Origin of the sequence: Namhaeicola litoreus (assembly GCF_042679565.1) — a bacterium.
Classification (GTDB): domain Bacteria; phylum Bacteroidota; class Bacteroidia; order Flavobacteriales; family Flavobacteriaceae; genus Namhaeicola; species Namhaeicola litoreus.
In genome coordinates, this window is record NZ_JBHTMY010000003.1 from 245,304 (window position 1) to 258,950 (window position 13,647).

Consider the following 13,647-nt stretch of genomic DNA (forward strand, 5'->3'; position numbering starts at 1 on the left):
GCCATGATAAATTATTTTCAAGAACTATCCAATCATTATATCTTAAGAACACCTTTAAAAAAACACGCTAATAGTCAGGCTGAATTACAGAGAATTGTTTTTCCTACTTTGTCTGAAGAAGAATTAATGACAGCGGAACAGTACAAAAGGCATTTAGAAATTTTTCCTGAAGGTCAGTTGATCATTCTGGATGGAGAAAAGGTGATCGCTTCTTCAACCACCATGCGACAAAATTATCATGAGGGTCATCATACTTTTTTAGAGATCTCTGATAATTTGTGGATGGGTACGCACGATCCAGGTGGAAATTGGTTATATGGATTAGATGTCTCTGTTCATCCAGATTATCGCGGAAAAGGATTTGGGCGAGCTATATATAACGCTCGTCAGGAAATTGCCCAAAACTTGGGTTGTAAAGGACAATTGACAGCGGGAATGCCTATCGGTTATGATCGTTTTAGAAAAGAAATGACAATTGCGGATTATTGTGATGCCCTGATTAGAGGTGATTTAACAGATCCGACTGTAACGGCACAAGTAAAGTGTGGCTTTACTTTGGTAGAACCATTATTTGATTACTTAGATGATCCGAGAAGTGGAAATGCCTCAATTCTTATGTATAGGCCTATAGATCCTCAAACAAAATTAAAATAAGTATAGTATGATCTTTCAATCTATCAATCCTTTTAATGGTAATATATTTTTAGAACACATAGTTTTAAGTGATAAGCAGTTAGATGAAAAATTAAGCATGTCAGCCAGTGCTTATAAAAATTGGAGAAAGACTTCCTTTGAAGAAAGGGCTGAAAAAATGAATAGAGTGGCCTCAATTTTAATCGAAAAGAAAGATGAATTAGCCACATTGATCACTTCAGAAATGGGAAAGGTTCTGGCTGAAAGTCGAGCAGAAATAGAAAAATCGGCGGGGAACTGCAGGCATTATGCACAATACGCCAAAAAATATTTGGCGGATGAGCAGCTAGATACACCCTTTAAAAGTTTTGCGGTGTATGATCCTGTGGGTGCTATTTTCGCGATTATGCCATGGAACTTTCCATTTTGGCAAGTGTTAAGGTACTCAGCACCGGCTATCATGGCAGGAAATGTGACCTTGCTCAAACATGCTCCTAATACAATTGGTTGTGCAAAAGCCATAGAAAAAGTGTTTTTGGAAGCAGGTTTTCCGGAAGGTGTTTTTCAAGAACTGACCATTGATATTCCGCAAGTAGAAAAGGTAATCGCCTCGGATATTGTTCAAGGAGTTACCCTTACAGGAAGCGAATTTGCAGGGTCTTCTGTGGCAGCAATTGCAGGGAAACATATAAAAAAATCTGTATTGGAGCTAGGGGGATCGGATGCCTTTATTGTTTTGGATGATGCTGATCTAGCAGCAGCCGCCAAAGTGGCAACACAATCTCGCATGTTAAATGCTGGTCAGGTATGCATCAGCGCCAAGCGGTTTATTGTTACCGAAAAAATAGCCGATGAGTTTTTGGAAATTTTTAGTAATAATATAAGAGAACTGATTCAAGGCAATCCCATGTTGGATGGCGTTAATATAGGGCCATTGGCTAGATTAGACTTAGCGAATAAATTAGATAATCAAATAAAAAAGGGATTAGATCAGGGTGCAAAATTGATTGTTGGCGGAGGAGTAGAAGGATGTAATTTTCAGCCTACTCTACTAGATCGAGTAAGTCCAGAGAACATCACCTTTAGGGAAGAAACTTTTGGACCTTTGGCAACTTTGATTCGTGCTAAAAATGAATCCCACGCCATAGAATTAGCTAATTCACACAGATATGGATTAGCATCTTCAATCTGGACAAAGGATAGAGAAAGAGCTTTTAAGCTCGCAAGACATATAGAAGCAGGTAGTGTTTTTGTTAATTCACTGGTGCGCTCAGATTCCAGAATACCATTTGGAGGTATAAAAAAATCGGGATACGGCAGAGAGTTAGGTGGTATAGGTATTAGAGAATTTATGAACATGAAAACAGTGGTAATCGAATAAAAAATTATGGGAAAATTTATCAAAATTAAAACAGCTATTCCGGGACCAAAGGCCCAAGCAATATTGGAAAGAAGAAGTGATGCATTAGCAAATGGTCTTGCCAGAGCAACAGATGTTGTGGTAGCTTCTGCAAAAGACGCTTTGGTTACAGACGTAGATGGCAATCAATTCCTCGATTTTGCCGGTGGGATTGGTATGCTCAATTTAGGTCACTGTCCCGATAAAGTCGTGAATGCAGTTAAAAAACAGTTAGATGAGTATATTCATTCTTGTAATATTGTTACATCAATTGTGCCGTATGTAGAGTTGGCTGAATTGTTAAATAGCATTGTACCCGGCAATTTTCCTAAAAAGACGGTTTTAGCTAACTCCGGAACAGAGGCTGTAGAAAATGCAGTAAATATTGCCAAATATTACACCAAAAGAAATGCGGTTATATGCTTTGAAGGAGCTTATCACGGTCGGAGTACACTAACCCTATCCCTCACATCTAAATACGGTTTGTTTAAAAAAGGATTTGGATCTTATGTTTCAGATGTTTATCGATTGCCATTTCCAAATGTATATCGTCGTCCGGCTCAAATGACAGAAGAAGCGTTTATTGATTATTGTATTGAGCAATTAGATCATGCATTTATCGCACAGGTAGATCCAAGTGCTGTTGCGGCAATTATCATTGAACCAGTTCTTGGCGAGGGAGGGTTTATTCCTGTACCTAAAAGATATCTGGAAAAACTTCGCAGTATTTGTGATACACATGGGATTGTTTTTATTGCTGACGAAATACAAGCAGGATCAAGTAGAACTGGCAAATTTTTATCTATTGAGCATGCTGAAGTTGTTCCTGATCTTGTTTGTTTGGCAAAATCTATTGGTTCCGGGTTCCCCATTAGTGCAGTAACCGGTAAAGCAGAAATTCTGGATGTTGTACATTTAGGTGGAATAGGGGGTACTTATGGAGGAAGTCCTGTAGCTTGCGCAGCAGCTATTGAAACGATCAAAATTTTGAATTCGGACGAATTTAAACATAAAGCTGTGAAAATGGGAGAAATTATTTCTTCTACCCTGACCACTTGGAAAGAAAAATATGAGATCATAGGAGACGTAAGAGGCTTAGGTGCCATGCAAATTGTGGAATTTGTAAAAGATCGCGATACTAAATTACCCGATGGAGACAGAACTTTATCTATTATTAAGGATTGTGTAAGTAATGGTTTGATCATGATTCGAGCTGGTTTATACAGCAATTGTATTCGATTGTTGCCGCCTATTGTTATGACGGAAGAACAACTTAAAGAAGGTTTAGATGTACTTGAAAATGCTATCGCTAAATATAATATATAAGGAATTATTTATCCTATGAGCATTACTATTGTTCGTTCGAATCGGATTTTTTCGGATATAAACGATTCTTTTGATTCTTTTGTAATCGAGGGAAAATATATCATTGACACCGGTAGTTTCGACCATTTTTTGATAAAGTATAAACACGCCCAAATTTTAGATTTGCGCGAATCTCTTATTTTACCGGGATTCAACGATCATCATATTCATATTTGGAAAGTTGGCAATTTAACGACCATGATGCTCGATCTGAGAGGAGTGAGTTCCAAAGATGAAATGTTAAAAAAAATCGAGCATTTTTCTATCAAAAACCGAAATACTTCTTGGGTTTTGGCACGTGGATTTAATGAGATTAATTTTAACGACAAAGAATTGCCAACAGCAAAAGACCTCGATGGATTAGGTATTAACAGACCTATTTTTGTTATAAGAAGCTGCGCCCATATTGGTATTGCCAGTACTTTAGCTATGAAGTTGGCAAATATTGATAAGACTACCGTTGTGCCGGATGGCGGAGAAATGAGGTTTGATAAAAACGGCAATCCGAATGGAGTTTTTTGTGAAACCGCACTGGGGTTAGTCCAGAGGCATTTACCTCCATATTCAAAGGAAGAATACAAGACAATGATCTTGGCAGCGCAAGAATTGTTGCTTTACGAAGGAATTACTTCTGCAACTGATCCTGCTGTTCATGCAGAATTACTAGAAGTATACAGAGAGATGGAGCAAAAGGGAGAATTAAAAATCAGGATAAATGCTATTGCTATTCGACTACCGGATGGCGCAAAAAAAGCCCAAGGGTTACCGCAAAAATATAATTCAGAAAAGTTATGTATTGATACAGTAAAATTTTTTGCAGATGGCGGTCTAAGTGGAAAAACGGCAGCTGTTTCATTTCCGTATAAAGATTCTGATACCCACGGAATTTTACGCTTGAATTTTGAGCAATTTTATGCCTTAGCAAAAGAAAGTATCGATGCGGGTTTAAGAATTGCCACACATGCCATTGGAGATCGAGCAATCGAGCTTACATTGGACGTTTATGAAGCCATTCAAAGCAAACCTTTCAATCATAGAATAGAGCATTTGGGTTTTATTTCTTCTAAAAATTTAAGTAGAATGAAAAACTTGGGAACGGTAGCTGTGATGCAGCCAATTTTTGTCCGAGAATTGGGAGCGAATTTTATAAATGCCTTGAGCCCAGATAAACTGGCGGAAGTCTATCCGATTAAGACAGTTTTACAAAATGACATTCCGGTTTATTTTTCTACGGATGCTCCTGTTGTCAAAGAAATTAATCCTTGGATAAATATTTTTTCGGCCATGGGAAGAAAGACAACCGGAAATCAGGTAATTGGAGAAAATGAAAAAATTGGATTTAGAGAGAGTATTTTAGCCTATACCCATGATTTGGAATATGGCGATAAGAATTTCAAAAAAGGCAAAATTGAAAAGGGATTTTTGGCCGATTTTATTGTTTATTCAGGAAAAACCCTCGAGGAAGTTGTGCAGCATGGGAAAGCTATTCGACCTGATGCCGTTTTTGTGGGTGGCGAAAAGGTAATATAAAATTTCACCTAATTCGCAGCAGGTTCTTGCATAGTGATGCAATGAATTCCTCCTCCACCGAAATTAATTGCGCTTGCATCTATGGCAATCACTTTTTTCATTGGAAACAGAGATTCCAATATTTTTTTTGCTTTTTCATCGGTTTCTTTTAATGATAAATCTTCTTCGTAACTGTAGTATTTTTGCATTAAAACAACCTCATTTGCTATAAGAAAATTCAAATAACTGGCCGCCATAATCACTTTTATAGGTTCACCAGTTGGAAAAGAAGAGCCATCTTGATAATCCAAAGTAGCAATATAATCGTAAACAGGATCGCCTGGTTTCATGATGCCCAAAATAGTTTTTGGCATGGGTATTCTTATGATTTCAAATGGTTTTCCATCTTGATCCGTCGCCTCTTTTAGAATCTTGTAATTTTCTTCTAATCTTCTGTGGTTTTCAAGAGCAATAGGATCATCTAATTCTTCTGAATCTACTTCTGCTAAAAGAATTGTATGGTCATTCACAAATCTTGCAAATTCATCTATGTGCCCGTTAGTCGTTACTACGGTATAGGCCTTTTCACCTGATTTTGTTACAATTGGTCCTTTAAAGGTATGGTCATCTTCCTTAACACCTTCTTTAAGCCAAATCACTTTATTAATTCCGAGGGTTCTTTGAAATTCGGCTTCAATTTGCTTTTTTGTCCACCCCGGATTTCTGCCTAACTCCACACTTTCTGTTGTCATGAGCACTCCTTCCCCATTTGACTCTCTGTTGCCTCCTTCACTGATTAATTCGCTAGATATCAACTTTAAATTAGTCTTTTTGGCAACCATTTCGTCAAATTTTTCTTCCACTTGATTATCCGGGTCCTTTACCTCAGCATATCCCCAAGAATTAAAATTAAAATCAACGATTTCTTTTTCTCCTTTCTGGCTGATCACAAAATTCGGTCCCATATCTCTGATCCACATTTGAATAGAAGGTATGATTTTAAAGCTGATATTCTCACTTTGAATGGATTTGTTAGCGAGATAGGTTTTTGCATTTTTTTCTACTTCTTCATCTGCAACAGCTATATTTACTTTTTGACTTTTATGAAGCGCTAGAATGATTTGTGCAGAGACTTCTTCATTCGACATACCTTTTATGTGGTCTTCAGTGGGCCATATTAACCAAATTGATTCCTGTTTTTCGAATTCACCGGGAAATCGAACACTGGAGATTGTTTCTTTTTGTTCTAAAGATTTACAAGAAAAAATGGAAATCCCGACGAATAAGAATACATAGAAAAGAGGTGATTTTATTTTTGAAGACATGAGCTAAATTAAGTTTTATTCTTCTGTATCAATAAATCTTTTTGTAATAGGCGCGTAGGAATCAATCCTGCGATCTCTTAAAAAAGGCCAGTATTTTCTGTAATGATCAGAAAGATTTAAATCGATTGTTTCAATATGTGTTTCTTCTTTTGTGTGGGAGGCCTGATGCAACACTCGTCCATATTGATTCGTAACAAAAGAACCACCCCAAAAATGCACACCAGCTTCTTTACCCACTCGGTTCACGCTAACCACAGAAACGCCATTGGCTACGGCATGCGATTTTTGAATAGTTTGCCAAGCGTCATATTGGTCTTTGTTGGTTTGTTCGTCTTGATGTTCGTGCCAACCAATCGCAGTCGGAATAAATAGAATTTCAGCTCCCATCAAAGCAGTGATTCTAGCTCCTTCCGGATACCATTGATCCCAACAAATCAAAACACCAATCTTGGCATACTTCGTTTTAAACATTTTATAGCCTAGGTCACCGGGAGTAAAGTAAAATTTTTCGTAAAATCCCGGATCATCCGGTATGTGCATTTTTCTGTACTTTCCCAAATAAGCTCCATCTGCATCAATCACAGCAGTCGTATTGTGGTATAAACCTTGTGCCCTTTTTTCAAAAAGAGATAAGATTAAAACCACATTTAGTTCCATTGCAATTTTACCGAAATCATCAGTGTTTTTGCCTGGAACAGTTTCTGCCAAGTCAAAATTGCTATAATCTTCGATATCACAAAAGTAAAGTGATGCAAAGAGTTCTTGTAAACAAATAATTTGAGCACCATCTCTGGCTAATTCAACTATTTTTTCTTTCGCTTTTTTAATGTTTTCTTGAACATTCTCGGTACAGGACATTTGAACAAATCCAACCTTTACTTCTGACATAAAATATAATTTTTGATAAAAAACCAAATTTATGTAAAAAAAGAAAAAATAAAAGCTTGTTACGAATAAATATATTTAAAGAAGTGGTTTTTTGTGCAAATAATAAAAATCCAAGATAGGCTAATCTAATTTTTAGAATATTATAAGAAAGACATACTCAAAATGTTTATTTCATAAAACCAACTTGTTTTTTCGGTTAAACATTCAAAAGCAATTAGTAATTTTAAGATCTAAACCGATTTAATGGAAAATAAATTAAAAATTGGACTTGCTCAAATTTCACCAGTATGGCTCAATAAGGAAGCAACCATAAACAAAATGTTGCAAACCGTTAAAGAGGCGCAAGAAAAGTCTTGTGAATTGTTAGTTTTTGGAGAAGGTTTACTACCTGGTTATCCTTTTTGGTTGTCTTATACGAACGGGGCTTCCTTTGATGATCCAATTCAAAAAGAAATTCATGCGCATTATGTCAAAAATGCGGTAAACATTGAAACGGGAGATTTAACAGTTTTCTGCAAAGCTGCGAAAGAAGGTCACATGGCATTGTATATTGGGGTCATCGAAAGAGCTAAAAATAGAGGGGGACATAGTTTGTATTGTTCTTTGGTTTATATCGATCAAAAAGGAATTATTCAATCTGTTCACAGAAAATTACAACCTACTTATGAGGAAAGACTAACCTGGTCGCCCGGTGATGGTCATGGTTTGCAGGTTCATCTTTTAAAACAATTTACCGTCGGAGGATTGAATTGTTGGGAAAACTGGATGCCATTAACACGAACTGCATTGTACGGTTTGGGCGAAGATTTACATATCGCCGTTTGGCCCGGTTCTGAAGCTAATACTAAAGATATTACACGGTTTATCGCAAGAGAATCGAGGTCTTTTGTTGTGTCGGTTTCAAGTTTGATGTTTAAAAAAGATATACCAAAAGACATTCCTCATTATGACAAGATCATCAAAAATTTTCCAACAATAGCTGCTAATGGTGGTTCTTGTATTGCCGGACCAGATGGAGAATGGATTATTCCTATAATAATTGAAAAAGAAGGTTTAATCACACAAACGCTCGTTTTTGATAGAGTGTTGGAAGAGCGTCAAAATTTTGATCCGGTAGGACATTATTCTAGACCAGATGTGACCAAACTTTTAGTCAACAGAGAAAGACAAACATCGGTTTCATTCGAAAAATTTTAAATTATGAAAAATACACCACTCGTAACTGTAGATTGGTTGCAAGAAAATTTGAAAAATCCTGATTTGATTATTTTAAATGCAAGTCAGCCAGAAAATAAGAATGTGGAAAATGAAGAATTATACAAACTCCAAATACCAGGAGCGCGATGGGTTGATCTGAAAAATGTATTTAGCGATGTGAATTCTAGTTTTCCGAATACCTTTCCGGATGTCACAATTTTTGAATCTGCCGCACAATCATTGGGCATAAATAATAAAAGTAAAATTGTTGTTTATGATAATCTGGGAGCTTATACGAGCCCTAGAGTTTGGTGGATGTTTAAAGCGATGGGACATAGCCAAGTAGCTGTTCTAGATGGCGGATTGCCAGAATGGTTAATAAAGAATTTTGAGGTTGAACCCTTTGTTGTTAAAACCTATGAAAGAGGAAACTTTAAAGCGGATCTACATTTTGATGAAGTAAAAGGCACAAAGGATATTTTAGCACAGATCAAATCCAAAGACGAGTTGATTGTCGATGCCAGGTCTGAAGGCAGGTTCAAAGGGACTGCCCCCGAGCCGAGAGAAGGATTGTCTAGCGGGCATATTCCAGGTTCTGTGAATTTGCCCTATACAGAAGTTTTAAAAGACGGTAAATTTAAGCCTAAAGAAGAATTACAACATTTATTTGAAAAGTTAAATCCGGAGAATAATCCGATGATTTTTTCATGCGGTTCGGGAGTGACAGCTTGTATTTTATACTTAGCAAATGAACTTGCAGCGAAAGTTAAAAAATCCGTTTATGACGGGTCCTGGACCGAATGGGCACACAATGATGAAAGACCTATTGATAAAATAAAGTAAATTGCAAGATAAATAACCTGTGAATCAGTTTTTTGATTAAAAATCAAGGTTGGCTTTTCATGAGAATTGACTTTAGTTTTTGTATATTTATAGTAGTTACATTAAAGTCAAAAATCGATGCAAAGTATAACAGATTTCTTTGGTTCTATCGATAGTGAAAATCTGGATTCTTGGTTTTCTGATCTCATACGTTTTATACTTTGGTCGGTTTTTATCTTATTTCTAGGCTGGTTTGCGAGGAAAATGATTCAAAGAACTACTACCGATCAAATTTTACTATATCGTTCAAGAAAAATTACGCGTTATCTGAGTTATTTTTTGATTTTTTTATTAGCCATTTTCACCTTTGTTGGCGAGATAAAGTACTTTACTATCGCCATTGGTATTATGAGCGCAGGTGTTGCTTTGGCATTGCAAGAAGTAATTTTAAGTTTTGCCGGGTGGATTGCTATACTTACATCCAATATATACAAAACAGGTGATAGAATTGAGATCAACCAGATCAAAGGAGATGTAATCGATATTGGAATGACAAGAACAACTTTGATGGAAATTGGTGTTTGGGTGAGCAGTGATAATTACAGCGGCAGGATTGTACAGGTGAGCAACGCTTTTGTTTTTAAGGGCACTGTTCATAATTATTCCACAGATTTTCCATTTGTCTGGGATGAGATCAATTTACCGGTGCAATATGATTCAGATTTAGTGTTGGTAGATAAAATTATTCGACAAACTGCTCAAGAGAATTTGATGGATTACACCGAAATTGCAAAAGAGGAATGGAAGCATTTAGTTAAAAACTACCTGATAGAAAACGCCAATGTAGAACCTACTTTGACTTTAAAACTTACCGATAATTGGATAGAATTTAATTTTAGGTATGTTGTAGATTATAAAAAAAGGAGAATAACCAAAGATCAGTTGTATAAAGAAATTTACAAGCAGTTTAAAATCAATGAACCAAAAGTTAAATTAGCGTCTGCGACATTTTCTATGGTAGATATGCCTGATTTGAATGTGAATCTTAAAAATTATTAAAGATGTGTTTGTAATTCTTTGATTTCATCTCTAAATTTTGCAGCAACAAGAAAATCTAATGCTTTAGCTGCTTCTTCCATCATTTTTCTTTTTTCACGAATTCGCTTTTCAATTTCGGGTTTAGAAAGATAATCCAGATCAACCTCAGCTGCCTTTTGGTTGGCTTGGTCATATTGGTAAGATGCAATCTGATTTTTGGTGAGAGACCCATCAATACTCTTATTGATTTGTGTTGGTATGAGGTTATTCTCTGTATTGTATTTGATTTGTTTTTCTCTTCTTCTGTTCGTTTCGTCAATGGTTAATTGCATACTTCTCGTCACCTTATCCGCGTACATTATGGCAGTTCCGTTTAAATTTCTTGCTGCGCGCCCAACAGTTTGGGTCAAAGATCTATGACTCCGCAAAAAACCTTCTTTATCAGCATCTAATATAGCGACCAAACTCACCTCCGGAAGGTCTAGGCCTTCTCGCAATAAATTAACACCTATAAGTACATCAAAAAGTCCTTTACGTAGATCCTGCATTATTTCTACTCTCTCCAAGGTGTCGACATCAGAATGGATATATCTGCACCTGATCTGAACTCGAGTTAAATATTTCGTAAGTTCTTCTGCCATTCTTTTGGTCAAAGTTGTGACCAAAACACGCTCGTCTTTTTCAACTCTTCGATGGATTTCTTCCATCAAATCATCGATTTGATTTAAACTTGGACGAACTTCTATGACCGGATCTAGCAAACCTGTAGGGCGAATTACCTGTTCGACAAAAAGACCTTCGGTTAATTTTAACTCATAATCTGCCGGAGTGGCACTTACATAAATCACCTGATTCTGTAATACCTCGAATTCTTCAAACTTCAAAGGTCTGTTGTCCATGGCAGAAGGCAATCTGAATCCGTATTCTACTAAATTTTCTTTTCTTGATCTATCTCCGCCGTACATCGCATGAACCTGAGGAATTGTCACATGACTTTCATCTACAACCATCAAATAATCTGAAGGAAAATAATCCAATAGACAGAATGGACGCGTTCCAGGGGCTCTTCCGTCTAAATATCTAGAATAATTCTCGATACCACTGCAATAACCGAGCTCACGTATCATTTCGAGATCAAATTCAGTTCTTTCCAATAAGCGCTTGGCCTCCAGATGCTTTCCTATTTCCTTAAAATAATCCACTTGTTTTACGAGATCATCCTGTATTTCTTTGATGGCATTTTGGAGTACATTTGGTGAGGTAACAAATAAATTTGCAGGATAAATATTCAGCTGCTCATATCTGTCTAAAGTTTGATTGCTGATCAAATCAAAACTCTCAATTTCCTCAATTTCATCACCAAAAAAATGTACGCGATAACCAATTTCACCATAAGAAGGATAAATTGATACAGTATCTCCTTTAACTTTAAAAGTACCACTTTTCACTTCGGCATCTGTTCTGGCGTATAAGCTGGTTACCAATTGGTGCAAGAATTTTGTTCTTGGAATTTGTTGATCGATCTCTATACTGATGACATTTTTTTTGAACTCGACCGGATTACCTATTCCATATAAACAGGAAACCGAAGCGACGACCAACACATCTCTCCTTCCGGACAGCAAAGAAGAGGTAGCACTTAATCTCAACCTTTCTATTTCATCATTGATAGAAAGATCCTTTTCAATGTACAATCCGCTTGTTGGAATATAGGCTTCAGGCTGATAATAGTCGTAATAAGAAACAAAATACTCAACCGCATTTTTAGGAAAAAACTGTTTAAATTCTGAATAAAGTTGTGCAGCCAAGGTTTTGTTGTGGGCTAAAACTAAGGTAGGTTTTTCTATTTTTTCAATCACGTTGGCTACCGTAAATGTTTTTCCAGAACCTGTTACTCCCAATAAAACTTGATATCGCTCTCCATCTAGCAAACCCTGGTATAATTCTTCTATGGCTTGGGGCTGATCACCTGTAGGTTTATAGTCTGATTCGATTTTAAATTGCATGGTACAAAAATAACCTAAATTGAATTCATTTGAAGAAAGAGGGGTTAGAAAAAGGTTTAATTCAAAAGACTGTTCGGTTTTGTAAAAAAACCAAGCAACCAAATTTCTGCCATTTTTAACGTTAGGTAAACTTTTTCAAATGTTGTAAAACTTTAAAAAATTTACTTTTTATGTTAAATATCAGTCATTACTTTTTTTTTAAATAATACTTTTGGCAAATTTTAATTGCAAAATTTAGTTTAAATGAGACATAAATTCTATTTCTTTTTAAGTTTATTTATATTGACCCACATAATTCATGCACAATTGTCTCCTGATTATAAAGGGGGATTTGTCTTTAAATTAGATGATGAGGGTAAAAAAGTAATGGGAATTTCGACCTGGGGGCAATTTCAAACTATTTATACCAACGATGTGCCGGAAGATGTAAATCAATTTACATTTAACTTAAGACGTGCACGCTTTAACAGTTATTTTAAGATAAATGATGACTTTCTCATCGTGACACAAATCGGATTAAATAATTTAAATTCTCAAAATTTAAGTCCTCTAGGCGAAGGAGACGGGTCTCAGATCAGGTTACACGATTTTTATGGGCAATACAATTTGAATAAAGAACATTCCATAGGGGCTGGACTTCATTTTTTTAATGGAATTACCCGGTTGAACAGTTTTAGCGCAACAAGTTCTCTTGCGCTAGATAACAACAGACAATCATGGGCTACTTTGGGTTTGTCTGATCAAATTGGTAGACATTTAGGTATTTATGCAAAGGGAAATTTTGGAAAATTTACCTACCGTGTATCTATCAATGATGTAGAAAAAAATGGTCTTGATGATCGAACGCCAGAACTAAATGGACCTGCCGTTTATGGAGGAAGAAGGATTTTGGGATCTAAAGAAGCTGGTTTTTCATATGGAGGATATTTTGAATACTGTTTTAAAGAAATGGAAAATAGTATGCTTGCCTTTAAAACAGGTACATATTTGGGTAGTAAAGAAGTGTTTAACATAGGAGCAGGATTCTACTTACATCCCAATGGATCCGTTGTATCCGATGAACCTGGACTTTATAGCGGGGAAGATGTCAATATTTATGCGGTAGATGTATTTTACGACAAACCTCTTGGGCAAAATGGTGCTGCCCTTACAGCTTACGCAGTTCTGCAATTTCAAGATTACGGAAGAGACTATCTATATCTGGCCTATGCTACTGGTAGTATGTTTTATACCCATTGGGGTTATCTCATTCCTGGTAAAGAACATCAATTGCGTTTTCAACCCTATGTCCATCTAGCTATCAATAAAGTTGATGCTACACCTGAAGACAGGAACAAATATGGCATCGGTATCAATGCATTACTCAGCGGGAAAAATTTAAAATTCACTTTAGAATACCTTCATGAAGATTGGATAAATTCAAATGATTTTGTTACATTACAAGCACAAATCGCATTATAAAATT

11 protein-coding genes are annotated in these 13,647 nt (G+C 36.2%); 8 read left to right on the forward strand and 3 right to left on the reverse strand.

Translation table 11 applies throughout. The features are described from left to right. Positions 1-3 precede the first annotated feature (3 nt). The 4 genes from ACFQ39_RS08400 to ACFQ39_RS08415 are packed head-to-tail and all read left to right on the forward strand — an operon-like array spanning position 4 to position 4,927. Positions 4-654, forward strand: coding sequence for a GNAT family N-acetyltransferase (locus ACFQ39_RS08400; protein WP_377177987.1), 651 nt, complete (start codon positions 4-6; stop codon positions 652-654). Between the two features lie 7 nt (positions 655-661). Beyond that, the gene (locus ACFQ39_RS08405; RefSeq protein ID WP_377177989.1) at positions 662-2,014 is read left to right on the forward strand and encodes an NAD-dependent succinate-semialdehyde dehydrogenase; all 1,353 of its coding nucleotides are present in this window, start codon (positions 662-664) and stop codon (positions 2,012-2,014) included. 6 nt (positions 2,015-2,020) lie between these two features. Next, complete coding sequence (locus ACFQ39_RS08410; RefSeq protein ID WP_377177991.1) at positions 2,021-3,358, forward strand: aspartate aminotransferase family protein; 1,338 nt, start codon at positions 2,021-2,023, stop codon at positions 3,356-3,358. 15 nt (positions 3,359-3,373) lie between these two features. Then, positions 3,374-4,927, forward strand: coding sequence for an amidohydrolase (locus tag ACFQ39_RS08415; RefSeq protein ID WP_377177993.1), 1,554 nt, complete (start codon positions 3,374-3,376; stop codon positions 4,925-4,927). Between the two features lie 8 nt (positions 4,928-4,935). Here ACFQ39_RS08415 and ACFQ39_RS08420 read toward each other — a convergent pair whose 3' ends face one another. Together ACFQ39_RS08420 and ACFQ39_RS08425 are read right to left on the reverse strand one after the other, a co-directional pair. Beyond that, positions 4,936-6,231, reverse strand: coding sequence for an agmatine deiminase family protein (locus ACFQ39_RS08420; RefSeq protein WP_377177995.1), 1,296 nt, complete (start codon positions 6,229-6,231; stop codon positions 4,936-4,938). A gap of 15 nt (positions 6,232-6,246) precedes the next feature. Next, positions 6,247-7,119, reverse strand: coding sequence for a carbon-nitrogen hydrolase (locus ACFQ39_RS08425; protein ID WP_377177997.1), 873 nt, complete (start codon positions 7,117-7,119; stop codon positions 6,247-6,249). A gap of 243 nt (positions 7,120-7,362) precedes the next feature. Here ACFQ39_RS08425 and ACFQ39_RS08430 point away from each other — a divergent pair, with 243 nt between their 5' ends. The 3 genes from ACFQ39_RS08430 (at position 7,363) to ACFQ39_RS08440 (ending at position 10,197) form a co-directional block, all read left to right on the forward strand. Continuing rightward, positions 7,363-8,316, forward strand: coding sequence for a carbon-nitrogen hydrolase family protein (locus ACFQ39_RS08430; RefSeq protein ID WP_377177999.1), 954 nt, complete (start codon positions 7,363-7,365; stop codon positions 8,314-8,316). A 3-nt stretch (positions 8,317-8,319) separates the two neighbouring features. Then, positions 8,320-9,159 (forward strand): sulfurtransferase, encoded by an 840-nt coding sequence (locus tag ACFQ39_RS08435; protein ID WP_377178001.1) that lies wholly within the window; start codon positions 8,320-8,322, stop codon positions 9,157-9,159. A gap of 117 nt (positions 9,160-9,276) precedes the next feature. Then, the gene (locus ACFQ39_RS08440; RefSeq protein ID WP_377178003.1) at positions 9,277-10,197 is read left to right on the forward strand and encodes a mechanosensitive ion channel family protein; all 921 of its coding nucleotides are present in this window, start codon (positions 9,277-9,279) and stop codon (positions 10,195-10,197) included. Here the strand turns inward: ACFQ39_RS08440 and uvrB are convergent. Continuing rightward, on the reverse strand, positions 10,194-12,182 hold the full coding sequence (uvrB, locus tag ACFQ39_RS08445) for an excinuclease ABC subunit UvrB (protein ID WP_377178005.1): 1,989 nt from the start codon (positions 12,180-12,182) through the stop codon (positions 10,194-10,196). The two genes, ACFQ39_RS08440 and uvrB, sit on opposite strands and share 4 nt — an antisense overlap. A 243-nt stretch (positions 12,183-12,425) precedes the next feature. On the opposite strand from uvrB, the gene ACFQ39_RS08450 reads away from it, so the two are divergent. Further along, positions 12,426-13,643 carry a hypothetical protein gene (locus ACFQ39_RS08450; RefSeq protein ID WP_377178007.1) on the forward strand — a complete coding sequence of 406 codons (1,218 nt, stop codon included), beginning with the start codon at positions 12,426-12,428 and terminating at the stop codon, positions 13,641-13,643. The last annotated feature ends 4 nt before the right edge of the window (positions 13,644-13,647 follow it).